Source organism: Providencia sp. PROV252, assembly GCF_033676005.1.
GTDB classification, from domain to species: Bacteria; Pseudomonadota; Gammaproteobacteria; order Enterobacterales; family Enterobacteriaceae; genus Providencia; species Providencia vermicola.
In genome coordinates this window covers 1,161,753-1,187,423 of record NZ_CP096294.1, presented here as the reverse complement: position 1 = coordinate 1,187,423, position 25,671 = coordinate 1,161,753, and the positions used below count along the sequence as shown (strand labels likewise).

Below are 25,671 nucleotides of genomic sequence, written 5' to 3'. Positions count from 1 at the left end.
ATATTGTGGTTATCATGTCAACTAAAATGATCTAAAAAAGTTTACAATGGGTAATGATGAATAGTCACGATATTGCTTTTGATAGCCAACACATTTGGCACCCTTATACCTCAATGAGTCACCCTATCCCAGCCTATCCAATCGTTGCAGCACACGGGGTTGAGCTCGAAATGGCAGATGGAAAAAAATTGATTGACGGGATGGCCTCGTGGTGGTCAGCGATTCATGGCTATAACCATCCTGAACTCAACCAAGCAGTCATAAGCCAATTAAATCAGATGTCTCATGTGATGTTCGGCGGAATAACCCACCCACCCGCAGTGAATTTATGCAGGCAGTTAGTCGCCATGACTCCTGATCCACTGGAGTGTGTATTTTTGGCCGATTCAGGATCTGTTGCCGTCGAAGTCGCGCTTAAAATGGCGCTGCAATATTGGCAAGCTAGAGGTGAAAAACGTCAACGAATTTTAACATTACGCCATGGATATCATGGGGATACCTTTGGTGCGATGGCGGTCTGTGACCCAGATAACTCCATGCATGGTCTGTATAAAGGCTATTTACCACCGCATATCTTTGTGGATGCCCCACAATGTGGTTTTTATGATGAATGGGAGCCAAGTGATCTTGAGCCTTTAATTCGTGAATTAACTAAAAATCATCGTGAAATTGCAGCGATCATCTTAGAGCCGATCGTACAAGGCGCGGGGGGAATGCGTATCTATCACCCTGAGTATTTGAAAGGTGTACGCCAGTTATGTAATGAATATGGGATCTTGCTCATTGCAGATGAAATCGCTACAGGTTTTGGGCGTACAGGAAAACTGTTTGCCTGTCATCACGCCAATATATCACCAGATATTATGTGCTTAGGTAAAGCATTAACAGGCGGTTATATGACGCTTTCAGCGACGCTCACAACACGCCACGTCGCAGAAACGATTAGCAACGGTGAAGCGGGTTGTTTTATGCATGGCCCGACCTTTATGGGTAACCCCCTAGCCTGTGCTGTCGCCGATGCAAGTCTAACTCTGTTGCTTAATAGCCCTTGGCAACAAACGATTGCCAATATTGAACAACAACTCAAAACCGAACTGCTGCCCTTAGCCTCACACTCTGCTGTTGCAGATGTGCGTATACTTGGCGCTATTGGCGTGATTGAAATGAAGCAGCCTGTAAATACCGCCGCTTTACAAAAGGTGTTTGTGGAAAATGGCGTATGGGTACGCCCATTTGGCAAATTAATTTATATTATGCCACCGTATATCATCACCCCTGAGCAACTCACTAAGGTCATCGATACTATGGCCAAAGTCTTAGGGCAATCAATAAAATAAACTTAATACTTTGTTTTTAAACAGATTTTTAAACAGATTTTTAAACAGATTTTTAAACAGATTTTTAAACAGATTTTTAAACAGATTTTTAAACAGATTTTTAAACAGATAATCTCCTAAATAATTTGAGTTATAGCAAGGCGGCAAACAAGGGTATCCCTAGGAGTATACATAAGTATGTGACTAGGGTACCCGCGTGAAGCCAACACAGCTATAACTCGAAGTATGACGGAGATTAAAGGATGAAAGACAGTACCCACATAGGGCCTTTACCTACAGAATAACGCCCCACCTCTGTTAACTTTCCAGTAATCCCGTCAATCTCTGACACTGAAATATGGTCGGATTTTTGCCCGCTGGAGATTAAAAAACGCCCAGTTGCATCGATATTAAAGCCCCTTGGGTGTACCTCGGTTGGGTAACGCGCCTCTAACGTGAGTTCGCAGCCATCATCAGAAATAATATAGTGGCTAATGTAGCTTTCTGAACGCTCACTGACATATAAATGGCGACCATTTGGCGTCACATGAATATCGGCAGCCCAACGTTGGCTTTCATTGCCTGCAGGGTAGTTTGCCAATGTTTGCATTGTACGATAACGGGTGAACTTACGATAAACACCAATGGTTGAATCCAGTTCATTTACACAGTAAATAACTTTCTCCGTTGGATGGAATGCCAAATGGCGAGGGCCTGAATTTGGCGCGGTTGTTATTTGGTCAGCTGTTGCTTCCGTTAAATACCCTTTCTCATTCAGATCAAACAAGCGGATATGATCTTCCCCTAAACAAGGCACCCAAAGTTGCTGATTATCTGCATCGACATGAGATGAATGAGGGTTACGCAAGCCTTCAATCACTTGGATCACTTGACTCGGTACACCATCTTGATTCATCGATAACACAGATAAATTGTGTTGATGATAGGAAGGCACAAACAAGTATTTACCTGTATTATCAAGGGATAAGTGTACAGGTGTACCTGGTACTGATGTTTCTGCTTTTAAGCGTAACGTGCCTTTCGTTTCAATCTCATAGGTTACGACGCGAAAATTTGGGCGCACACCAATATACAGGTGCTTTTTATCATGGCTTAGCACCATTGGTTGTACCTGTCCTGGTGTTTTCACAGTTTGCAGAAGCGTCAACTCCCCCACTTCATTCATTGACCACACATGAATTTGCTGACTTTCGGGACTTGCAATATAAACAACCTGTTCCATCTGAACTCCTTAATTCATGACAAAAATGCTAAGCCGCATCGATAACCTAAATGTATTAGGCCACTATACCTTATATTTTTTAAATTACTGTGAGTAATTAACGCCAATGCCGCTATTACCTTAAACCAACATCGTTAAACTAAAACGGTTCAGTTCGTTACTATTATCAGCTATGATGATAAAATGACCTCATTCCTATAGCTCGCCTATAGGTCACTTCTAAAATCACGTGGAGCCGTTTATGTCATACCGCGTTATTGCGCTCGATCTCGATGGAACACTGCTTGATCATCAAAAGAAGATCCTGCCTGAATCGTTAGCTGTCCTACAAGAAGCCCGCCGCCAAGGCGTCAAAGTGATCATCGTGACAGGCCGTCACCATGTCGCCATTCACCCTTTTTACCAAGCGCTTGATCTGGATACTCCTGCTATTTGCTGTAACGGTACTTACCTTTATGACTATCTCGGGAAAAAAGTTCTCAAATCAAATCCAATGACCCTCGATTCAGTCACTCAAATGATTGATAAGTTACGCGGAACCGATATCCAACATTTAATGTATGTGGATAACGCGATGTTATATAACGCAAAAACTGAAGGTATTACGCGCACATTAAATTGGGCTGATTCATTACCCGCCGCACAACGTCCAACCATTGAGTTTGTTGAAGACTATGCGGATGTGATGCATAACTATGATTCTATTTGGAAATTTGCGGTTAGCTCACAAAATAAAGAGCAGTTACACCAAGTCGTCAACGAAATCGAAAATGATTTTGGCTTAGATTGTGAATGGTCTTGGATGGATCAGGTGGATGTGGGTCGTAAAGGAAATAGTAAAGGCCAACGTTTAAAAGAGTGGGTTGAATCCCAAGGTATGACAATGGAAAATGTTGTCGCTTTTGGTGATAATTTCAATGACTTAAGCATGCTTACCACCGCAGGCCTCGGCGTCGCAATGGGCAATGCTGTCGATGAAATCAAGCAGCAAGCCAAACTGGTCACTCGCGAAAATACCGAACCTGGTATCGCTGAAGTGATCCGCAAATACGTTTTATAATATTTAAACGTTTTTGTATAAAAAGAGAGAGCAATGCTCTCTTTTTATTTTTTAGGTCATTTCTGAAAATTAATCATCAAGAAGAAAACAACAAAAGCTTAAAAATAATAAATAATACTATTTTATTCTGCATCTTTATCGCCTCTGGGAAAAGAGAAGTATTTTAACCCATATCTTTATTATTTTTACTTATATTCCTCAATCTCCATTATTTTCAATCTTTTTATATTTGTATATTAATGCCTCTTTTTTTTAGATAATGCTTTTAGGACTCATAAATATAATAATTTAAAAATGCTAAAACATAATTCTTCTGTCAGAAAAATCATTAAAGAAATTGAATACATCGCCAACAATGCAATAAATCACGATGATTTCAATAAGGCACTAAAGTTAGTACAGAACTTTGGCCAACCACTCAAGTATAAAAATGGTATTTTGTATACCCTTGCTTCTTTGAGCTTTAGTGTTTTTCTCTGGGTGCTATATATCACCTATTATTCCGACTATGATAAAACGTGGGGGGAATATCATTCCTATATCCTAGTTGCCAGTGCTGCCATAACTCTGATGTCCTTGTCTGTATGCCTATTTAGAAGATCCAGAATGAAGAAAATCAGTCACAAAATCTACACTGGTATTGCGTTATTAGATTATGGGATTCATCCTCAGCCACTTAATTCAGGTATAGCGCATAATAACCTTGAAAATTTTGTCGAATTTAACCGAGGCAACTATTCACGGCAAATAATGTATGAATACCCCACACTTTCAGACACAGTACCAGCATTCAGTTTTTATAAATTTGAATTTGTTGATGAAGTTGAGACCGAAGAAACGACAACCGACAGCAAAGGTAACACGACAACAACGAAGAAAACCCGTTATGACCATTATTACCGTTATGGGATCATGACCGACTACTCATATTTTAAAAATATAGCAGTTATCTCAAGCGGTATCGTACCCCATGCAACAAAATATAAAGCTTCATCAATCGAATTCTCTAAATATTTCAAACTTGGTGCGATGAATGAGTTAGAATTATCTAAATGGTTAAAACCAACTATCGTTGAATTATTACTGAATGCACGAAATACATTTAAAAAGCTCAATATTGAAATAGACCAACAGGGTGTAATGTGTATTAGTTTCTCTGATGACGATGTTATTAGTGGAAAATATCATTATAATCTGGAAAGTATTTCTGAATTTTCTGATGAAATTAGTGAAAAAAATAAGTTACCGAAACTAGAGAAACTAATGACGCTACACCAAAATATCATAAAATATACTAATAATAATTTTTAAAATAAGGAAATCATCCATGAGTGGATTTTTAATTTTTATAGTCATCATCGCTATTGCTATACTCGCAACGATCCTCATCCACAACAGTATTATTCAAAAACACAATCGGCTTCGCCAATCTTGGGCTGATGTGATCACTCAAGAGCGTCAAAAAACACAAATTATTCCTAAAATTGAAGGTTTGGTAAAAGACCATAAAGAATATGAATCATCATTGCTCAATAGTTTAACTCAAATGCGTACCGCAGCCGCGAAATTAAACCGTTCAGCTAATGATGTAACACCTGACACATTAAAGGATTTTCAGCACGATTTTAAAAATGCGGTAAGTCATTTTAATGTCGCCGTAGAAAATTACCCTGATTTAAAATCAATTCAACTTTATCGTGATTTGGCGAATGAAATCTCAGAACAAGAAGACAACGTAGGGGCTGCAATTCGTATATACAACAGTAATGTGGCAACCTTCAATACAGCCATAGAGGTTTTCCCTAACAGTATGATTAACAATATAATGACAAAGAAAAACCCAGCCATGCCGTTTGATCATGAAGAGTCTGCGAATGCAATTGGATTTAAGCCCTCCTTTTGATTATGAATGTATCACTTTCAGTCAGCACGGATAACGAATAAATACCACCATCTTGGCCACATACTGTTGTATGTGGCTTTCTGTTAACCACATGATTTAAGATTATAAATGACGTGACAACGACACAGCCTTAACTTGCGCGTACACCTTGCGGCCTTTACGAATTGACAGCTCATCACGAGCCCAGCGCGTAATACGAGCCCACAAATAGTGCTCATCGCCTAAATCCAGTTTCACATCAATTTGCTCGCCATCTTCAATCCATTCAACCACTTCTGCAGAAAGAATATTACGAATACTGCTAATTGACGGTTTTTCTAGCACCAATGAAACATCAGAAGCATCGACACGAATACGTAATTCTGCACCTTGATGGCTATCAACCCGCGGGATCCATAACTTTTGACCACCGACAACCACTGCTGTCATATCGTAATCTGGATGCTGGCTATGCACTGTCGCACTGATGACACTACTTAATGTTTCTTTTTGTAGCCAAGGACGCAACGCACTGCTCGCCCATACTTCTTCAAGTGGCCCAAACGCTTTAACTTTCCCATCTGCCATCACAATCACTTTATCCGCCAAGCGCAGGATTTCATCTAAACTATGGCTTACATACAGAATGGGAATTTTAACGTCTTGAGACAGTTTTTCTAAATAAGGCAATAACTCACGTTTACGCGGTAAGTCTAAAGAAGCCAGCGGCTCGTCCATCAATAAAATTTCAGGGGCCGTTAACAATGCACGACCAATAGCAACACGCTGTTTTTCCCCACCCGACAACGTTATCGGATAGCGATTAAGGAGTTGTTCAATACCCAATAACTCAACAATGTCATCAAAACGTGATTTCATTGTTGAGGCCATGCCATAACGCAAATTATTTTTGACACGATAATGCGGAAATAACCGAGCATCTTGGAACACATAGCCAATATGGCGTTGTTCAGGCGGCAAACAAATTTTCTTTTCGATATCCACTAAGGTGCGGACATTTAACACTATGCGCCCTTTGTTGGGCTTCGTTAGCCCACCAATCACGTTAATTAAAGAGGTCTTGCCTGCCCCCGATAATCCAAAAACGGCAGTAATACTTTCAGTGGGTAGCTGGGTATTCACTTCTAATTGCAAATCCCCTAACTTTTGGAAAAAGTCGAGTTCTAACATCTTACGCTACCCCCAAACGTTTTTTACCCCAACGGGTTAGCCATTCTGAAATTAATAATGAAATCAAAGCTAAAACGATGGCAATAATACACAAACGGGCAGCATCAACTTCCGCACCAGGTGTTTCAATCAGGGTATACATAGCAAGGGGAATCGTTTGGGTTTCACCTGGTATATTAGACACAAAAGTAATAGTGGCACCAAATTCACCCAGAGAACGAGCGAAAGCCAGCACAGTACCCACGATAATACCCGGTAAAGAAAGAGGGATCGTGATCGTAAAAAAGACACGTAAAGGCGTTGCCCCTAGTGTTCTCGCGGCCTGTTCGAGTTTACGGTCTACCGCTTCGAGAGCCAAGCGAATAGCCCGCACCATTAAGGGGAAAGCCACCACCGCAGATGCAAGTGCTGCACCTCGCCAACTAAACGTGAAGCTAAAACCAAACCAGTTATACAGCCATTCACCAATAAAACCGCGTTTTCCCATGCTGATCAATAATAAATAGCCCACTACCACGGGTGGCAGCACCAGTGGTAGATGGATAATACTATCGAGCAGTGTTTTACCCGGGAAATTACAGCGAACCAATACCCAAGCCGTTAAAATACCGAGGGGTAAGCTGAGGATCACAGCGACACTGGATACTTTGAGGCTCAGGTAAATTGCTTCCCATTCATAAGGACTTAACATCTGCAACGAAACACTCTCTTAGTTTTTATTTAGTACGTGGATCAAAACCGTAACGTTTGAACACTTCAGAAGCCGCTGGGGTTTTCAGGTATTCGTAGTAGTCACGAGTCGCTTTATTGTCTTGATCTTTAACGATAGCCATTGGGTATTCAACAGGTTTATGTGAATCTGCAGGGAAAATACCCACCACTTTTACTTTTTGGCTTGCAACCGCATCAGAGCCGTACACAATACCTAAAGGTGTTTCTTGGCGTTCAACCAGTGCCATACCACTACGCACGTTATTGGTACGTGCTAATAATGGATCAACGGTTTCCCATGCCCCTAAGTTACCTAATGCTTCTTTCGCATAGATACCGACTGGCACGTGGTCAGGGTCACCAACTGCTAATCGGCCACCATCTAACAGTTTTTTCCAATCTGTTTGTTTGTTAATTTCGACTTTATCTATTTTTGAATCTTTTGGTGCGATTAATACTAGCTCATTACCTAATAAGGTGTAGCGTGTATTTTCGACCATTAATTTTTTATCGATAGCGTAATCCATCCACTGTTGGTCAGCAGAAATAAACAGATTAGCAGGTGCGCCTTGTTCAATTTGACGGGCTAATGTGGAAGACGATGCATAAGATGCCACCACTTCTACATTGGATTCTTTTTTGTATTGTTCTGAAATTTCATTCAGCGCGTTAGTTAAAGAAGCAGCAGCGAAAACGGTAATTTTATCAGCGGCAAAGCTGTTGCTTGCCATTGTTAACGTTAATGTTGCACTAGCAAGAAGAGATACCAAACCTTTTTTCATTTTAATCCACCATAGTATTAGTTAACACGCTATATATATCAGGACACAGCGATAACTTAAAGTTAAACTACGTATAAAAGTGTGCTGGCTCAAGAAATGATGCAACTTTACTGCATGTTATCCATAAATAATAAATCAGTCCCCACCATTTTTAGTTTTTGAAAAAATCGTTTTTGTATAGTTTACAACTTATTTCCCTTGTAACTTTATCGGCACAAATCGTACACATGTGAATTTTTCGTCAAATATTTGCAAGTAGATAAAAACAACGGAGAGACCATGGCCATTCAACCGACAACTCTTTCTCCATCTCAAACTCACTATATGGGTGGATTAACTATTGAGCAATTCCATGGGCTATTTGCAAAAGAAATTGTCCCTGAAACCTTAGAGTTTTTGGCTAGTTCTGCGAGTGATGGAAACTTGAATAGCATTGATTTACTACACAATATCGCTCTTCGACAAGATATAGAGGGAAGAAAAGCAGAGAATATCCTGTTTGATTTATTTAGCGGGAAACGATCTGGAAAGCAAGGTATCGATAAAGAAATACAAGAAACGAGTAAAGTCTTATATCAATCAACACATCATAAAGACGCTTTCATTAAACCATCTAAGTTACTGTATATCATTGGTTCAACAATAGAAAATCAGGCATCTAAGCGAGACACTGTGAATTTGCTTAAAGCGTGTTTACCTGAAGAAACCTTCTCTAAACCGTTAGAGGAATTAAACCCATGGAGTCATAACCGGATGACACAATCGGATGAAATCGACTCCGCAATTAAGGGGATTAATGTCTTATCAGAAGACATCACTATCAACCATGCTCTAGGCCTTTATGCTCCCGATCCACAACAAAGCAATACAAATCAATTGAACGACATCATCGCAGAAAAAATAATAAATGAGACATTTAATCAATATGAATTAATCCCCGTAAACACACATGAGCATTGGATTTTGTTGATGATTTATAAAGATTCATCAACCGATGAAATGAAAGCTTTGGTCTTTAACTCCTTCCATCCCCTCAGCTTGGATGTTCGTAATCAACTCATCAATTCTGCTGAATTAATGGGAGTAAACAATCCTGACGTCGTATTTATTGAAGGAAATCTTCAAAAGCATGTCCCAAACGGTTGTGGGCTTTTTGTTATCGAAGCTATTAAACAATTTGTAGATAATAATCAAAACGACCCTGTCGCTACACTACAAAAGTTTCACAATAATTTTTTGATGAGAACAGAAGAAGAACAAGAACAATTTAACCTTCACCGCCGTCGACAGTTATTTTCAAATTACTACGATAATAAATACCTATCATTAAGAGATTTCTCTTCAACATGAAAAACCCCCTGATTGCATTCGCAATCAGGGGGTCTATGATCAGTACGAGCGGTAATCGCTAAGGGTTACTTATTCTCAGTGTTATGATGCGGAACATGAGCTTTAGACAGTAAGTTAAAGAATGCGCCTAAGCCATAAATCAAGCCCATGATTAAAAACATCACAACTGGAACCATCATCAGAGCAAAACCTAAACTTTTAATGAGTTCTAACATAAAAAAGCCTCTTCAGTGATACTGTACCCACCAGCCTACAAGATACGCTGACGAGGGAAAATTCGACTCTCAATACATCTATTATAAATACAATGATTATAAATCAAATCAAAATAATAACGCATAATCACGTTATAATGCAGACTATTTTAGACAAAATATTATACTAACGACATACTAAACGTGCTTTTTAACTCTGTCACCACCAACCTAGCTGGAAGGGAGAAAAATATGCAGGCAGAAATCTTACTCACACTTAAGTTGCAGGGCAGCTTATTTGCTGATCCACGCCGTATCGCACTACTCAAACAAATTAAAGCGACCGGTTCTATCAGCCAAGGCGCTAAACTTGCAGGTATTAGTTATAAAAGTGCTTGGGATGCCATCAATGAGATGAACCAACTCACCGATGATATTCTGGTTGATCGCGCAACTGGCGGAAAAGGCGGTGGTGGCACCACATTAACACATTACGGCGAAAGACTGCTCCAGCTATATGATTTATTAGCACAAATTCAACAGAAAGCCTTTGATGTTCTCAAGGAAGATAATTTACCCCTTGATAGCCTACTTGCGGCAATTTCGCGCTTTTCACTGCAAACGAGTGCACGTAACCAGTTTTTTGGTACATTGATTGCTCGCGACCATACACATGTCCAACAACACGTTCAAATCCGTTTAGCGGATAACAGTACAGTGATCAATGCCGCACTGACTGAGCAAAGTGCTAACCGTTTAGGGTTAGTCGAAGGCAAAGAAGTGCTCGCATTAATTAAAGCGCCTTGGGTTAAGCTCAGCAAACAACCAAACCAAACCGAGTTCGATAACCGTCTTGAAGGCAAAATCACTACACTAGAACGTGGTAAAGATAATAGCGAAGTGATCGTCACACTAACAGGCGGTGAAACACTCTGTTCAACCCTGCCAAATAGTGATGTTGATGCTCTATCTTTGCAAGTTAACGATACGATCACTGCACTTTTCAATGCAGACCAAGTGATTGTCGCTACCCTTTGCTAAATAAATCAGCTTACTTGCTTGAAAAAGTAAGTAAGCATTCACCTTTTTCTCTCGCCCTCCTCGCTCAATTGTTGACTTTATCCTCAATCCTGATTATTCCTGTTAGATAACAAGGTAAATATTCATGATAAGGAAGCTTGATGAGCGCAATAACAATACAACATAGCAGCTTTAAGCTCAGTGAAACACAAACGCTTGATATTCCACAACTCAATATTAACAAAGGTGAAAGCTGGGCATTTATTGGTTCTAACGGCAGTGGTAAATCATCACTGGCTCGCGTTCTTTCCAACGAGCTCAAACCACTTTCTGGTGTTGTCAAAAATACCTTTAACGCCCCTGTCCGCCTTTCGTTTGAACAGCTACAAAAAATCATTAGTGAAGAGTGGCAACGTAATAATACCGACCTGCTCAGTGATGACGAGGAAGATACTGGTTATACCGCTGCTGAAATCATTCAATTTAACCATAAAGACAATGAATATTGCTTAGAACTCGCCGCACGATTCGGCATCCGTGACTTACTTTCTCGTCGTTTTAAATATCTTTCTACAGGGGAAACACGTAAGGTTCTGTTATGCCAAACATTAATGGGTAATCCTGACCTACTGATTTTAGATGAGCCCTTTGATGGTTTAGACGTCTATTCGCGTAGCAACTTGAGCGAACTACTCTACAGTTTGTCTGAAAAAGGCCTAACGTTAGTTTTAGTATTAAACCGCTTTGATGAACTTCCAGATTATATTGAAAATATGGGCGTAGTAGCGGGTTGTAAATTAACGATGTCTGGTGATAGAGAGTCAGTACTTGCTAACACCCTAATCAGCCAGTTACAGCACAGTGAAAAAATTAAGCAGCTGTCCATTCCAGATACAGAAGACCCAACCAACGACGAAAAGCTGGATGATACAACCCCTCGTATCATTTTAAATAATGGTGTCATCAGTTATAACGACAAGCCCATTTTGCATGGATTAACTTGGCATGTTAACCCTGGTGAACACTGGCAAATTATTGGTGAAAATGGCGCGGGGAAATCCACCTTATTAAGCTTAATCACAGGAGATCATCCACAAGGCTATAGCAATGATTTAACTTTATTTGGCCGCCGCCGCGGCAGCGGAGAAACTATTTGGGACATTAAGCGCCACATCGGTTATGTGAGTAACAGTATTCACCAAGAGTATCGCGTCGCGACTAGTGTGCTCAATGTGATTATTTCTGGTTTCCATGATTCCATCGGTTTATACCAAACACCATCGGATCGCCAGATACAATTAGCGTATGAATGGTTAGCGTTGTTAGGGTTTCCGTCTCAAACCGCGCAACAACCTTTCCATAGCCTTTCATGGGGCCAACAACGGTTAGTTTTAATCGCGCGAGCACTTGTCAAACATCCAGCGATGCTCATTCTAGACGAACCATTGCAAGGGCTTGATGGACTGAATAGATTACTCGTTTTGCGCTTTATTGATGTGATGCTCAAGCAAGGTAATACCCAATTGCTATTTGTTACCCACCATCAGGAAGATGCGCCAGACTGTATAACTCATCGGTTAACCTTCGTTCCTGAGAGTGGGAAATATCGCTACGATATTGAAGAGGTTATCCGCAGCTAAAAAGTGTCAGTAATTTGGCAAATAAACCAAGTTGCTGATAGCTTTTCATAAAGTCGCAAGATGCTTTGCTTGATATCCATCATAAGAATATGTAAACAGTGATTTTATCGCTTGCTGTATCGATTCAATTAGAGTTAAATTTACTGTATCGACAAATTAATTAACCAAGAAAACAAATATCACTATTAGTGTCGTATTTGTTTTTCACATTGATAGGGATAAAAAACAAGTTGCTACTGGCGTTCAAGTTGACTATCCCTATAATGTAGGTCAGCAACAATTCATTTCTAATTAGAATGTACTGATAGGAGTTTTAGCTATGGCTGTAACTAAACTGGTTTTAGTAAGACACGGTGAAAGTGAGTGGAACAAAGAAAACCGCTTCACAGGTTGGACGGATGTTGAGTTATCTGATAAAGGCCGCGAAGAAGCAAAAGTTGCGGGCCAATTATTGAAAGATGAAGGCTTTGTCTTTGATTTTGCTTACACTTCTGTGCTGAAACGCGCTATCCATACTCTGTGGAACATTCTTGATCAAGTTGAGCAACAATGGCTGCCAGTTGAAAAAAGCTGGAAACTGAATGAGCGCCACTACGGTGCCCTGCAAGGTTTAGACAAATCAGAAACAGCGGCAAAATACGGTGACGAGCAAGTTAAACTGTGGCGCCGTGGCTTCGCCATCACTCCACCAGATCTGACTAAAGATGATGAGCGTTACCCAGGTCACGACCCACGTTATGCAAAACTATCAGAAAGCGAATTACCTGTGACTGAAAGCTTAGCAACCACTATCGACCGTGTTGTTCCTTATTGGGAAGAAGTAATTAAGCCACGCGTTGCAAGCGGTGAGAAAGTCATTATTGCTGCACACGGTAACTCACTGCGTGCACTGGTGAAATACTTGGATAACATGGGTGAAGATGAAATTCTGAACCTTAACATCCCAACTGCGGTACCTATGGTTTATGAGTTCGATGAAAACATGAAACCAATCAAACGTTACTACTTAGGTAACCAAGACGAAATCGCAGCAAAACAAGCTGCGGTAGCGAACCAAGGTAAAGCGAAGTAAGTATTCACTTTATATTACCGAGAAAGGGTTAAGCGCAAGCTTAGCCCTTTTTTATTATCCTTTGTTCTCCTTCCTACAAAAATTACCAACTCAAGGTGTCAGAAATTCAAATAACCGACTATCATAGGGAAAATTTTTTGAAAGGTTGATAAAACAACGAAATGAATAAATTTAATATCTATGTTTGGGTTGGCCTGGTGCTCAGCGCCAGTATTTTAGGTTCACTTCTGTATATGATCAATGCAGGTGAACTGGTTATTGATGGTTCAAATGGTGCCGCCAATCATGAACTGATGAAAACCTTAATGATCATTGCTTGCGTCAGCTTTCCAATCCAAATTGTTAGCATGATGGTGATGGCTTATAAGCCCAAATTATCAATTGTTCTCGCTATCATTAGTAGTGTAGCCTTAATGCCAATCACCATTGTTTTTGCCATGGGAATGATTTTTTCTGCCACACGCTGGCGTTATCGTCAATTAGAGCCATTTGATACCAGCCTTAATGTCGGTTTTACCGAGAAGGTTGAATTTAATAAACGTAATAACCGCATTGTTGTGATTTCCCTTGGGATCATCAGCATTGCCTTTATTTTATTGAGCCAAAGTTTGGGGATGTTTTTATTTGTTCTGACCATTTTTCTTGGTTACTTTGGTAAAAAAGCAAGTGATAACCTCTATTTAGCTATTAAAGACGCGCAGTTTTATATTCGCCCAAATATTTTTGCGCATTGTTATCGCATTCCACTAAAAAACGTTACTTATGTGAAAGGTGAGAAAGGGAAAGTGTTCTTTGATGTTCAAACCTCAGAGGAGCCATTGCAATTAACTGCGACACCAGCAAATGCTACACCTGAAGAACAAGCTAATTTAAAAGCATTTCTCGAAAAGCTCCCAAAAAATCAATAAAAAACAACAAATCATGGTCAGCAAACAAGCCGACCATGATTGACTTAATTTACTTGTGGCACCATTGGTATAAATGGTTTAATGGGCTCTACTTTTATTGCAGCATCATTAATAGCATGAGCATCTAGAACCTTAAACCCTGCAAGAGAGAGCGTTAATTGTTCTGTAACATCATTTGTTGTAAGTTTAAATACATTTACAACATCATTTGTTGTAAATTTAAATACATTTAAAATATTTACATTTTTATCTTGTAAGTTAATGTTTGCTTGTTCATAAGAAACTTTATAGCCTTCAATCTCAGCATTTATATCACTAAATTTATCTCTAACTTCATCTTCCATTGATTTTTTATATTCAAAATCAATATTAAAATTAAGATTAACAATTTTACCATCAGGATATTTCATATACACTTTCTTTCCGTTGGACTCTAGAGTATAATTATCATAGCTTATATTGTTTTCATAAAGGCAATTTTTACAAAATAAGTTATCAATGGAGTTTATCATTTGATTCATTTTATCATTTATTTTATCATTTATTTTATTATTTATTTTATTATTTAATTTATAGCTACTCTCATTGAGATCTTGAAATATTGACTGAAACTCATTTTCTCTTCCATTACGATTAGCAATATCATCCAGACTAATTTCCGGTATTAATGTTAGCATGTTTATTAATATCCTTTTTTTATCTGAGATAAGTTCAGATATTTTAATATCGTCAGGTGATTTCTGATATGCTTCAATCTTAACTAATAACATACCTAACTCTTTAATTTGTTCTTCCATCTTTGGTAAATAAGAAGTAAATTCATATTGAAACCTTAACATACGGATAATATCTTCAAACTTAACATCATCATCAGGTTTTTCATCTAATAAATCTCGAAGCTTCTTATTATTTAAAATAATTTCTTTTTTATATTTATTATACTCATCAATTAACTCAACCACTTCTACATGCAGATCGGTTGCTACTCTCATTGTATTTGTTTCATAACTAGCATTACTACATTCATTATATATCATTTTAAATTCCTTTTAAATTTATATTTTAAAAGCCATCTAGCGGAAAATTAAAAATACGCCATAAAACTAAGAATGACAAATTTAGTTTTAGTATAATATAAAAACAAAAAAATGATGATAATGATAATTAAGTAAACTAAGAGGTTTTATAAATAAATAATAAAAAACCTATTCCAATAATATGAATAGGTTTTTTATTTAATCTTATTGAATAACTTATTTATTTCGACGCGCTATCACAGCTTCTGATAACTGGCGTAATACTTTTTCTGTATCATCCCAACCAATACACGCATCTGTCACACTTTGTCCGTAAACTAAAGGCTCGCCAGATTCTAAATCTTGATTACCTTCAACTAAATTACTTTCAATCATGACACCGCTGATTGTGTACGTGCCGCCACGAATCTGTTCACAAACATCAACAGCAACTTCCATCTGCTTTTCAAATTTCTTGCAGCTATTGGCGTGACTAAAGTCAATCATAATGTTTGGAGCAAGTTCAGCCTTAACTAAACTTTCTTTAACCGCTTTGACATGCTCCGCACTATAGTTTGGTTCTTTTCCACCACGTAAAATGATATGGCAATCTGGATTCCCACTGGTATTAACAATAGCCGAATGTCCCCATTTAGTGACGGACAAAAAACTATGTGCTGAACGTGCTGAGTTGATGGCGTCAATCGCAATTTTAATCGTGCCGTCAGTTCCATTTTTGAAGCCCACAGGACAGGATAATCCAGAAGCAAGCTCACGATGAACCTGTGATTCTGTTGTTCTTGCTCCGATTGCCCCCCAACTCATCAAATCTGCCACGTACTGCGGAGTTATCATATCTAAAAATTCTCCTGCCGTCGGCAAGCCTTGACTATTAATTGTTAATAATAACTCACGTGCGATGCGCAAGCCTTCATTAATATCAAAACTACGATCCATATGTGGATCATTGATTAGCCCTTTCCAACCAACTGTGGTACGCGGTTTTTCAAAATAAACACGCATAACGATTTCTAAGGAGTCTTTTAACTCATCACGTAGTTTTTTTAAGCGCTCAGCATATTCTAGTGCAGCTTTTGTGTCATGAATTGAGCAAGGGCCAATAATAACAACTAAGCGGTCATCATCCCCTTCTAGGATATTATGAATAGCAAGGCGTGCTTCATGAACGGTAAACGCAGCTTTATCGGTTGCTGGAAATTTTTCAAGCAGAGCAATAGGGGGTAATAATTCTTTTATTTGTTTAATTCTGACGTCATCGTTCTGATAGTTCATACCTGTATATCCAATGTTTATTATTTTTTACTGTTGTTGATTTGCATACCTAATTTATCCCAAGCTAGAGCACAAAATAGACCTATGAGCTCGCTCACTGCACTTAAAAGATGAATTGATAACTTAAAAGATAATCGGCATCGAATTTTTAATCTAACCGTTCAGCGAACATCTGTAAACAGCTTAGCGCATACAGAAACAAGGGATTTATCTACGGCTGATTATAAAATGAGGAGAAATATGAATATTTAGCACAATAAGTAGGATCAATTCGCATTTTACAGCGTTAAAAATAAGTAAAACGGCTAAATAACGAGGATATTACTTTAGCCGTTTTCTGTTTTTTTTCAGGTTATGGACGAGATAAAGGCGATGAACCATTATCTTTTGCTGATTTTATCCAAAGTCGGGAGCCATTTAAGGCTATACCCAGCAAAATAAGGTATTCCAACGACATCGCGTATACCCCTTGGATAAAGAAAATCACAATGCTTATCACATTAATGATCACCCATAATAACCAGTTTTCAACGTACTTACGCGTCATTAAGATCATCGCCACCACAGAAAGAATGGTCATTGTCGAATCCCAGAACGGAAATGCATCAGGCTCTATGGTTGGCATCGCCAAATTGGCACCAAGCATATTCAAGATCTCAACCGCCCAAGTCGCAAGCACACCAAATACCACATCAATATTAAAAGTCAGATAGAGAATTGCTAATACCGAAAGCACTAGGGTGACAGAGGCTTTTGGTAGGCTTAACCAGCGGATCTTTAATTCCGCTTGTTGAGAGCTATTCACACGGCTCCATGCATACCAACCATAAATATTAGCGACAAAGAAAAATATCTGTAAAAGTAAATTCGCATACAATTGAATCTGAAAGAAAATGACAGCAAATAGAGAAACGTTAATTAAACCAAACAGGTAATTAATCGTTTTCTCTAAACTTGCCAATAAGATGCAAAGCAAGCCTGCTATTGTCCCGACGGCTTCAATATACGATAAATCATACACGGAACCCCATAGAGGAATTTGTACTAACGTATTGGCTGTACTAAAAAAATCCATCCCGAAATCCTTTTAAAGGTTAGTCAATATTATATTGCTCAGTATTGCATTTAAATTATGCGGGTTATTTTAGACTCTGTGCAAAATTTAACATTTTATTCAGCGGTAATAACGCTTTTTTACGTAAATCATCACTAACATGTATTTGATGACTCTGTGAATTCCCTTCTAATGCCTCTGCAATCGCTTTTAAGCCATTCATCGCCATCCAAGGACAATGAGCACATGTTCGACATGTTGCCCCCTCTCCTGCGGTTGGCGCAATATATAGGGCTTTTTCAGGGCAAGCCTGCTGCATTTTATAAAAAATCCCTTTATCCGTTGCCACAATCATGGATGGATTAGGTAAATCTTGTGCTGCTTTAATTAATTGACTTGTGGAGCCTACTGCATCGGCAAGATCAACAATGGCTTGAGGAGATTCAGGGTGAACCAACACAGCAGCTTCAGGATAAAGCGCCTTCATTTTTTCCAAGGACTGTGTTTTAAATTCATCATGTACAATACATGCGCCTTCCCAGCACAGAATATCTGCGCCAGTTTGCTGCTGTACATAGCGCCCAAGATGGCGATCGGGTGCCCAAATAATTTTTTCACCTAAGCTATCAAGGTGCTCTATTAACTCAACGGCAATACTGGAGGTCACAACCCAATCTGCACGGGCTTTTACCGCAGCTGACGTATTGGCATATACCACCACTGTTCTATCTGGATGAGCATCACAAAAGCGAATAAATTCGTCTTCTGGACAACCAAGATCAAGGGAGCATTGAGCGTCCAATGTTGGCATCAAAACGTTTTTTTCTGGGCTGAGTATTTTGGCGGTTTCACCCATAAATTTTACGCCAGCAACCAGCAATGTTGATGCAGAATGTTTAGCGCCGAAACGTGCCATTTCTAACGAGTCTGCGACGCACCCACCAGTCTCTTCTGCTAGTGCTTGAATTTCAGGATCGGTATAGTAGTGTGCAACGATAACGGCATTTTTTTCAATCAGCAATGATTTGATCTGCTCACGATAAAACGCTTTTTCATCCGAGCTTAATATCGCAGGTTTCGGTGGGAATGGGTAAACTGACTGTTCAAAATCGATAAACACGCTCATTTCTTGCCCCTGTTTAGCATAAATCGATTTTATGACTTTAATTAAGTTTAAAACCGAAAAATAAAGCAATTTTGTTTTATATACTAAACAAGATACTCCACTTCGTTCAAGATGTCTCCACTCATTTTACTTATTGAGCATCATTTTTCACCGTTATCCATTTTTCTTAACGGATTTTTATACATAAAAACGAAAGATGACCACTCTTTGATTGATTGATAGCTAGCTGTTTAATGAACGGAGCATCTGTACATACAAAATAGAACAAGTTAACGTTGTAGGTGCATCGAATAAACAATGGCTATCTGCCTACTTCTAGTATAGGCAGATAGAATATTAATATATTGGCATCGGCGGTAAAATTGATGTTATAACATCAAAATAGCTTACTGCCTGAAAGGACGAGGGCTGCCCACGTAAAAAACCTACCATACTCTCTGCTAAATGACCATCATCACTACGCCGTTCCAGTTTTATATTATCTTGATTACTGACTCCTTCTTTTTTATTCATATCATTTTGCATTAACTTATCACTCAATATATCAGCTTTTTGTTTATTATCTGTAACAGTGTCAACGTTATCATTTTCAGGATTATTAATATCATCACCCATGTCTAATGCATCATCATGTTGTAAATAATCTATTGCATAAGATACATCATGTGCTGCATACCTTAAATCAGCAACAGAAGAGTGAAAAGTTAATGTATATTCTTTAGCATCTATAACTAACTGGCTAATATTATAATCAAATTTGAATAACAACCTATTAAATTGAGAACCAATGAATGGATAATTACGTATACTATTTGCTAAATTAGTATAATCCTCTGCGATATTGGGTGTAATATTTTTTATCTCTGATGGGTTTTCAATGTAAAACATCAGTTTATCTTGTAGTTTCTGGTATTTATCTAGCACCCCCTTAACGGTATTAATATAATCTTTAATTCTTTTTATATAGTTTTTAGGCTGAATATATTCCACATCGGTTAGTTGTGTTTTGTTTTGATAACTATTGTCATCAAATATCTTCTGATACTTAGATTCAATTATTAATATTTCTTCAGTTAATGAATCCACCTCTAAATAAAGCCTTCTAATTTTTTCATTTATGTACTGGTAATTTTCCTTTAAATCTAAAAAATATTTATTCCCTTCCAATTTATTCCCTTCCATTTTAATTTCCTTTAAAAAAATGAATAATAATTTCATAAGAAATAAAATACAAATTTTATTTTAATATAAAAAAGAAAAAATAATAATTTCAAAATATAAGCATAATAACTCAAGATACATTCATAAAAATGGAAATTACATTAAATTTTCCATCACTGTTCTATTTTTCCTTGGTTACCGATTTTTAACATAATGTACTATTAGTTGCTAACATCACTAAGTTCCGACGCTTTTCACTCACTTGTAAAGAAATTTTGTCATTTAGGTGCACTTTTCATGCTTTTTACATTTGATCCTTCGCTTTTCTGTCCCTTTATCGGTATCTTAGCGCATCCTGTTATATTGAATAGGCCAGTTATGGAATCACCTGCATCGTTAATAAATAAAATAATTTCTATTTCACTACTCGACCCGAGAATTGAATCCGTGGTATTAACAGGTTCGCGAGGTCGGGAGCAAGATATCGACAGTTATTCCGATATTGATATCGAATTAATCGGCCATGGCGTGACAGAACTCTTTCAACAAAAGCATTGGATTGATAACTTTGGCAAACCACTCGCTGCACTTCATTTACTTAACTTGGAAGATGATGCCCCTGATTGGCCAACCTGCTTAGTCATCTATGAAGAAGGCCGAAAAGTGGATTTTACTTTCTCAGAGCCTGAACGCCTAGAAAAAATGAAGCGTGAGGGGTTAGATGCCACATTTTCACGGGGCTTTGCTGTTTTATTAGATAAAACGGGGATCACTGATAGTCTACCTGAAAATGCCAATCCAACCTCTTTAATACCCGCCCCCTTGAGCGCCTGTGAATTTGCTGAGATTGTTACCGATTTTTGGCATGAAGCCCACCAAGTGGCGATTGCATTAACACGTGATGAGTTATGGGTCGCGTGGTCACGAAGCGCAGATATGAAGCAGTATTTTCTGACGCTGATTGAGCATCTGGTTTCTATCCAAGGTGAGCATGTTTGGTATAAGGGCCGTAAGTACCATGAATGGATGCCATTAAAATATATTCAAGCGCTAGAAATCATTTTTAATTGCGGTACAGCAGAGAAAGCGGCGTTATCATTACAGTGTTTAATGCGCTGTTTTGCTGAAGTTAGTGTAAGTCTCGCGAAATTACAGAGTTATGACGATATGCGTGATATGGCTGAAAAAATGCAAGAGTTAGTGATTGGTTTTTTATTGGACAACGGATTGTTACCAGAAAAGTAGTCATTTTTAAATAAGGCACTGCAAGGGAATGCGGTGTTTTTGATTAGGTCAGTATTTTCTGAACCTGCAACCAGCTTGTCGAGGTATGGAAACCGATTGAATATTGACTTGAATGTGTGATGGATACTGTGATGTGTGACTTGAGATGGTGGGTCGTGCAGGATTTAAATCCTTCGGATTTAGCCTTCGGCCTGAACCTGCAACCAGCTTGTCGAGGTATGGAAACCGATTGAATATTGACTTGAATGCGTGATGGATACTGCGATGTGTGGCTTGAGATGGTGGGTCGTGCAGGATTTAAATCCTTCGGATTTAGCCTTCGGCCTGAACCTGCAACCAGCTTGTCGAGGTATGGAAACCGATTGAATATTGACTTGAATGTGTGATGGATACTGTGATGTGTGGCTTGAGATGGTGGGTCGTGCAGGATTTAAATCCTTCGGATTTAGCCTTCGGCCTGAACCTGCAACCAGCTTGTCTAGGTATGGAAACCGATTGAATATTGACTTGAATGCGTGATGGATACTGTGATGTGTGACTTGAGATGGTGGGTCGTGCAGGATTTAAATCCTTCGGATTTAGCCTTCGGCCTGAACCTGCAACCAGCTTGTCGAGGTATGGAAACCGATTGAATATTGACTTGAGTGTGTGATGGATACTGTGATGTGTGACTTGAGATGGTGGGTCGTGCAGGATTCGAACCTGCGACCAATTGATTAAAAGTCAACTGCTCTACCGACTGAGCTAACGACCCATCTTGTAAATCTTTTCTAACTAGTCACCGTTTCTTACCCTACGGGTTGAACCTGCGACCATCTTGTAAAACTCAATCAATCTACCGACTGAGCTAACGATCCATCTTGTAAAACCAAATCAATCTACTGACTGACCTAACAACCCATCTGAATAGCTTTAAGTTTTAAACTGCTTACTGCTTTAGATGGTGGGTCGTGCAGGATTCGAACCTGCGACCAATTGATTAAAAGTCAACTGCTCTACCGACTGAGCTAACGACCCATCTTGTAAATCTTTTCTAACTAGCCACTGTTTCTTACCCTACGGGTTGAACCTGCGACCATCTTGTAAAACTCAATCAATCTACCGACTGAGCTAACGACCCATCTTGTAAAACCAAATCAATCTACTGACTGACCTAACTACCCATCTGAACAGCTTTAAGTTTTAAACTGTTTACTGCTTTAGATGGTGGGTCGTGCAGGATTCGAACCTGCGACCAATTGATTAAAAGTCAACTGCTCTACCGACTGAGCTAACGACCCATCTTGTAAAACCAAATCAATCTACTGACTGACCTAACTACCCATCTGAACAGCTTTAAGTTTTAAACTGCTTACTGCTTTAGATGGTGGGTCGTGCAGGATTCGAACCTGCGACCAATTGATTAAAAGTCAACTGCTCTACCGACTGAGCTAACGACCCATCTTGTAAATCTTTTCTAACTAGTCACCGTTTCTTACCCTACGGGTTGAACCTGTGACCATTTTGTAAAACTCAATCAATCTACCGACTGAGCTAACGGTTCACCTAAAACTAAATTTCTTACTGTTTTGCGAGATTTTCGGTTAACCGTATTCTCGTATCAACGGCGGCTTATATTACTGATTTCTGACGAGGGTGCAATGATTTTTTTGCATAAAAAGATTGAATGCACATTTATCATACTGATAACCCCGAAATATTCGGCAATATCGCTTCGGGGCTAGGAATTAAAGTGCGCTTAGCTTTTTTTCAGCTAATTTAGAGCCCGCACTGTTTGGATATTGTTTCAACACCTGCTGGTAAACAGCTTTCGCTTTATCTTTTTGTCCCTTGTCTTGCATGATCAGCCCAACTTTATATAGAGCTTCACTGCTTTTTTGGGATTTTGGATATTGCTTCACTACAGTGGCAAAGTAGAATGCAGCGTCGTCCTTGCTACCTTTATTGTAGTTTAACTGCCCCAACCAATAGTTGGCGTTAGATTGATATCCTGACTTAGGATAGACTTTAACAAAGCCTTGTAATGCACCGATAGCATCATCAATTTGAGCTTTTGACTTGCTTTCCATTGCGAGCTTAACCGCAGCATTGTAATCATCTTTCTCATTTCCACCTGTGTTAGCAGCTGCCGCTGGTGTATTTGAGGAAGATGATGTATTTGCTGAACTTGTATCAGGCGCATCACCTGAGTTAGCTGAATTGCCGCCACCCGCATTGTCTAATTGCATGTACAAATCTTTTTGGCGCTCGATGACTTGATTCAATTTGTATTCACTTTCTTGAATCTGACCACGTAACATATCGATATCACGTTGGTTATCAGCGAGTTGTTGTTGAATTTGATACAGAATTTGACCTTGAGAAGAAACTGCAGTCTCAAGTTGGGATAGACGGTCACCTGGAGAACCAGATCCGACATTGTTGATTGGCGCTTGGGCAATAGCGGCCCAAGGGGCCGCTACGCCAACCAATAACGACAGACCGACTAGTAAATGTCTGAAGTTACTGTTCATAATAGATAATTTCGCTTATCTATTAGTATGCAATGACTGCACGACGGTTTTTCGCGTAGTCTGCTTCAGTATGACCTAACACAGCTGGTTTTTCTTTACCGTAAGAAACCAGTGAAACTTGGTCACCAGAAACACCTTTGCTTTGCAGGTACATTTTAACTGCATTAGCACGACGCTCGCCCAGTGCGATGTTGTATTCTGGAGTACCACGCTCATCCGCATGACCTTCAACAACAACACGTACAGATGGGTTGCTACGCAGGAATGCTGCGTGTGCATCTAACATATCAGCGTATTCTGGAGATACGTTGTATTTGTCAAAGCCAAAGTAAACAGTGTTGTTTTGTTGCAGCTGTTCCATTTGCTGACGTGCCAGCTCTTCCGCAGACAGACCAGTGTTAGTTTGGTTAGTAGAAGTATCTACGCCATCTTGGTCATTGTTTTTGTTAGAGCTACAAGCTGCGACTGCCATGATTGGTAACGCGATCATCAGCCCTTTAAGCACTTTATTCAGTTGCATCGTTTTGATCCTTAATATTTTTTGCCACACATTATTATTATGCATCACAGATACGGAGACCAGGCAGGGAATTTAACCTGTCCATCGGTCGCCGGAAGACGCGCTTTGAAACGCCCGTCGGTCGAAACTAGCTGCAATATAGTCCCCAAGCCTTGAGAGGAGCTATAAATTACCATAGTGCCGTTAGGTGCGATACTCGGCGTTTCATCTAGGAACGTTTTCGTTAAAAATTCAACGTTATTCGTTGCCAGATCTTGTTTGGCGACATGTTGCTGACCGCCGCCGGAGCTGACCATCACTAAGAAAGTACCATCCGGGCTAACGTCAGCGTCCTGATTTTGTGTTCCTTCCCAAGATACACGTGTCGGGCTGCCACCATTAATATTCATTTTATAAATCTGCGGACGTCCAGCCTGATCTGAAGTATAGACCAAAGTTTGGCTATCTGGCATCCAACTTGGCTCAGTATTATTACTGCGACCATCGGTTACCTGACGAATTTGCCCACTTGCTAAATCCATAACATATAAATTCAGGCTGCCTGTTTTAGACAGTGCAAATGCCAATTTTGTCCCATCAGGAGAGAATGCAGGTGCCCCATTATGACGTGGGAAAGATGCAACCTGACGAACCGCCCCTGAAGACAAGGTTTGAATGACAAGTGCTGAACTACCGCTTTCAAAAGTTACATACGCCAGTTTCTCACCATCTGGTGACCAAGCTGGCGACATTAAAGGTTCTGGTGAACGGTGAACCGTGAATTGGTTAAAACCGTCATAATCAGAAACTCGTAATTCATATGGATACTGACCGCCTTTGTTCACAACAACATATGCAATGCGTGTACGGAATGCACCACGAATGCCTGTCAGTTTTTCAAAGACTTCATCACTTGCAGTGTGCGCCGCATAGCGTAACCACTCTTTAGTGACTTTAAATTGATTTTGAGATAATACAGCACCTGGGTTAGCGGCAACATCCACTAACTGATAGCTAACCACAAAACTACCATCTGCTGCTGGCTGTACTTGACCCACAACCACTGCATTAATGCCTAATGCAGTCCATGCATCAGGAATGACTTCCGATGCAGTGCCAGGTTGTTGAGGCATACGACTTGGCTCAATCGGGTTAAATTTCCCGCTATTACGTAAATCAGCACCTACGATTTGGCCAACTTCTTGTGGTGGCGCACCTGCACCAGACCATTTAAAAGGTACCACACCAATTGGTTGAGCTGAGTTTACACCTTCAGTGATCTCAATACGTATTTCAGCCTGAGCCACTGTCGCCCATAGCATTAGGAACCCTAAAACTACTTTAAAAGCCTGCTTCATTCTTATCTCCCTTATTGCGTATTATTTACCACCGCAA

23 protein-coding genes and 4 tRNA genes are annotated in these 25,671 nt (G+C 39.4%); 10 read left to right on the top strand and 17 right to left on the bottom strand.

Annotation, left to right across the window (positions count from 1 at the left end):
- Nucleotides 1–56: 56 nt before the first annotated feature.
- The gene (bioA, locus tag M1F05_RS05210) at nt 57–1,337 is read left to right on the top strand and encodes an adenosylmethionine--8-amino-7-oxononanoate transaminase (protein WP_206085329.1); all 1,281 of its coding nucleotides are present in this window, start codon (nt 57–59) and stop codon (nt 1,335–1,337) included.
- A gap of 235 nt (nt 1,338–1,572) precedes the next feature.
- On the opposite strand, the gene pgl is transcribed toward bioA, so the two are convergent.
- Nucleotides 1,573–2,559: a 6-phosphogluconolactonase gene (pgl, locus tag M1F05_RS05205; RefSeq protein WP_206085328.1), complete on the bottom strand. Its 987-nt coding sequence runs from the start codon at nt 2,557–2,559 to the stop codon at nt 1,573–1,575.
- A gap of 241 nt (nt 2,560–2,800) precedes the next feature.
- Between pgl and M1F05_RS05200 the strand changes: the two genes are divergently transcribed.
- The 3 genes from M1F05_RS05200 to M1F05_RS05190 all read left to right on the top strand — a co-directional run bounded on the left by M1F05_RS05200 (nt 2,801) and on the right by M1F05_RS05190 (nt 5,522).
- Nucleotides 2,801–3,619: a pyridoxal phosphatase gene (locus M1F05_RS05200; protein ID WP_206085327.1), complete on the top strand. Its 819-nt coding sequence runs from the start codon at nt 2,801–2,803 to the stop codon at nt 3,617–3,619.
- A gap of 606 nt (nt 3,620–4,225) precedes the next feature.
- On the top strand, nt 4,226–4,930 hold the full coding sequence (locus tag M1F05_RS05195; protein WP_206085326.1) for a hypothetical protein: 705 nt from the start codon (nt 4,226–4,228) through the stop codon (nt 4,928–4,930).
- 16 nt (nt 4,931–4,946) lie between these two features.
- Nucleotides 4,947–5,522 carry a LemA family protein gene (locus tag M1F05_RS05190; protein ID WP_206085325.1) on the top strand — a complete coding sequence of 192 codons (576 nt, stop codon included), beginning with the start codon at nt 4,947–4,949 and terminating at the stop codon, nt 5,520–5,522.
- Nucleotides 5,523–5,624: 102 nt separating this feature from the next.
- On the opposite strand, the gene modC is transcribed toward M1F05_RS05190, so the two are convergent.
- The 3 genes from modC to modA are packed head-to-tail and all read right to left on the bottom strand — an operon-like array spanning nt 5,625 to nt 8,191.
- Nucleotides 5,625–6,692, bottom strand: coding sequence for a molybdenum ABC transporter ATP-binding protein ModC (gene modC / locus M1F05_RS05185; RefSeq protein WP_318825977.1), 1,068 nt, complete (start codon nt 6,690–6,692; stop codon nt 5,625–5,627).
- Nucleotide 6,693: 1 nt separating this feature from the next.
- A complete protein-coding gene (modB, locus tag M1F05_RS05180) occupies nt 6,694–7,383 on the bottom strand; it encodes a molybdate ABC transporter permease subunit (protein ID WP_206085323.1) in 690 nt (229 codons plus the stop codon).
- 25 nt (nt 7,384–7,408) lie between these two features.
- On the bottom strand, nt 7,409–8,191 hold the full coding sequence (gene modA, locus M1F05_RS05175; protein ID WP_206085478.1) for a molybdate ABC transporter substrate-binding protein: 783 nt from the start codon (nt 8,189–8,191) through the stop codon (nt 7,409–7,411).
- Nucleotides 8,192–8,464: 273 nt separating this feature from the next.
- Between modA and M1F05_RS05170 the strand changes: the two genes are divergently transcribed.
- Nucleotides 8,465–9,535 carry an ElaD/SseL family deubiquitinase gene (locus M1F05_RS05170; RefSeq protein WP_206085322.1) on the top strand — a complete coding sequence of 357 codons (1,071 nt, stop codon included), beginning with the start codon at nt 8,465–8,467 and terminating at the stop codon, nt 9,533–9,535.
- Between the two features lie 65 nt (nt 9,536–9,600).
- On the opposite strand, the gene M1F05_RS05165 is transcribed toward M1F05_RS05170, so the two are convergent.
- A complete protein-coding gene (locus tag M1F05_RS05165; protein WP_206085321.1) occupies nt 9,601–9,750 on the bottom strand; it encodes an AcrZ family multidrug efflux pump-associated protein in 150 nt (49 codons plus the stop codon).
- Between the two features lie 231 nt (nt 9,751–9,981).
- Here M1F05_RS05165 and modE point away from each other — a divergent pair, with 231 nt between their 5' ends.
- The 4 genes from modE (at nt 9,982) to M1F05_RS05145 (ending at nt 14,369) form a co-directional block, all read left to right on the top strand.
- Nucleotides 9,982–10,770: a molybdenum-dependent transcriptional regulator gene (gene modE, locus M1F05_RS05160; RefSeq protein ID WP_206085320.1), complete on the top strand. Its 789-nt coding sequence runs from the start codon at nt 9,982–9,984 to the stop codon at nt 10,768–10,770.
- Between the two features lie 140 nt (nt 10,771–10,910).
- The gene (gene modF / locus M1F05_RS05155) at nt 10,911–12,389 is read left to right on the top strand and encodes a molybdate ABC transporter ATP-binding protein ModF (RefSeq protein ID WP_206085319.1); all 1,479 of its coding nucleotides are present in this window, start codon (nt 10,911–10,913) and stop codon (nt 12,387–12,389) included.
- 319 nt (nt 12,390–12,708) lie between these two features.
- On the top strand, nt 12,709–13,461 hold the full coding sequence (gene gpmA / locus M1F05_RS05150) for a 2,3-diphosphoglycerate-dependent phosphoglycerate mutase (protein ID WP_206085318.1): 753 nt from the start codon (nt 12,709–12,711) through the stop codon (nt 13,459–13,461).
- Between the two features lie 161 nt (nt 13,462–13,622).
- Nucleotides 13,623–14,369 carry a hypothetical protein gene (locus M1F05_RS05145; protein ID WP_206085317.1) on the top strand — a complete coding sequence of 249 codons (747 nt, stop codon included), beginning with the start codon at nt 13,623–13,625 and terminating at the stop codon, nt 14,367–14,369.
- Between the two features lie 44 nt (nt 14,370–14,413).
- Here M1F05_RS05145 and M1F05_RS05140 read toward each other — a convergent pair whose 3' ends face one another.
- The 5 genes from M1F05_RS05140 to M1F05_RS05120 all read right to left on the bottom strand — a co-directional run bounded on the left by M1F05_RS05140 (nt 14,414) and on the right by M1F05_RS05120 (nt 20,040).
- Entirely contained in the window at nt 14,414–15,406 is a 993-nt protein-coding gene (locus M1F05_RS05140; protein WP_206085316.1) for a hypothetical protein, read from the bottom strand.
- A 216-nt stretch (nt 15,407–15,622) separates the two neighbouring features.
- Entirely contained in the window at nt 15,623–16,678 is a 1,056-nt protein-coding gene (gene aroG, locus M1F05_RS05135; protein ID WP_206085315.1) for a 3-deoxy-7-phosphoheptulonate synthase AroG, read from the bottom strand.
- A gap of 352 nt (nt 16,679–17,030) precedes the next feature.
- Nucleotides 17,031–17,753: a nicotinamide riboside transporter PnuC gene (gene pnuC, locus M1F05_RS05130; protein ID WP_206085314.1), complete on the bottom strand. Its 723-nt coding sequence runs from the start codon at nt 17,751–17,753 to the stop codon at nt 17,031–17,033.
- Between the two features lie 64 nt (nt 17,754–17,817).
- On the bottom strand, nt 17,818–18,858 hold the full coding sequence (gene nadA, locus M1F05_RS05125; RefSeq protein ID WP_206085313.1) for a quinolinate synthase NadA: 1,041 nt from the start codon (nt 18,856–18,858) through the stop codon (nt 17,818–17,820).
- Nucleotides 18,859–19,194: 336 nt separating this feature from the next.
- Nucleotides 19,195–20,040, bottom strand: a complete 846-nt coding sequence (locus tag M1F05_RS05120; RefSeq protein ID WP_206085312.1) for a hypothetical protein — start codon at nt 20,038–20,040, stop codon at nt 19,195–19,197.
- Between the two features lie 276 nt (nt 20,041–20,316).
- On the opposite strand from M1F05_RS05120, the gene M1F05_RS05115 reads away from it, so the two are divergent.
- A complete protein-coding gene (locus tag M1F05_RS05115; protein WP_241016870.1) occupies nt 20,317–21,264 on the top strand; it encodes an aminoglycoside 6-adenylyltransferase in 948 nt (315 codons plus the stop codon).
- Between the two features lie 678 nt (nt 21,265–21,942).
- Here the strand turns inward: M1F05_RS05115 and M1F05_RS05110 are convergent.
- The 7 genes from M1F05_RS05110 to tolB all read right to left on the bottom strand — a co-directional run bounded on the left by M1F05_RS05110 (nt 21,943) and on the right by tolB (nt 25,634).
- Nucleotides 21,943–22,018: transfer RNA gene (locus M1F05_RS05110), tRNA-Lys, on the bottom strand.
- A gap of 187 nt (nt 22,019–22,205) precedes the next feature.
- A tRNA-Lys gene (locus M1F05_RS05105) sits at nt 22,206–22,281 on the bottom strand.
- 187 nt (nt 22,282–22,468) lie between these two features.
- A tRNA-Lys gene (locus M1F05_RS05100) sits at nt 22,469–22,544 on the bottom strand.
- Nucleotides 22,545–22,628: 84 nt separating this feature from the next.
- Nucleotides 22,629–22,704: transfer RNA gene (locus tag M1F05_RS05095), tRNA-Lys, on the bottom strand.
- A gap of 287 nt (nt 22,705–22,991) precedes the next feature.
- On the bottom strand, nt 22,992–23,777 hold the full coding sequence (cpoB, locus tag M1F05_RS05090; protein WP_206085311.1) for a cell division protein CpoB: 786 nt from the start codon (nt 23,775–23,777) through the stop codon (nt 22,992–22,994).
- A gap of 22 nt (nt 23,778–23,799) precedes the next feature.
- A complete protein-coding gene (pal, locus tag M1F05_RS05085; RefSeq protein WP_047756402.1) occupies nt 23,800–24,297 on the bottom strand; it encodes a peptidoglycan-associated lipoprotein Pal in 498 nt (165 codons plus the stop codon).
- Nucleotides 24,298–24,341: 44 nt separating this feature from the next.
- On the bottom strand, nt 24,342–25,634 hold the full coding sequence (tolB, locus tag M1F05_RS05080; RefSeq protein ID WP_206085310.1) for a Tol-Pal system beta propeller repeat protein TolB: 1,293 nt from the start codon (nt 25,632–25,634) through the stop codon (nt 24,342–24,344).
- Between the last annotated feature and the right edge of the window lie 37 nt (nt 25,635–25,671).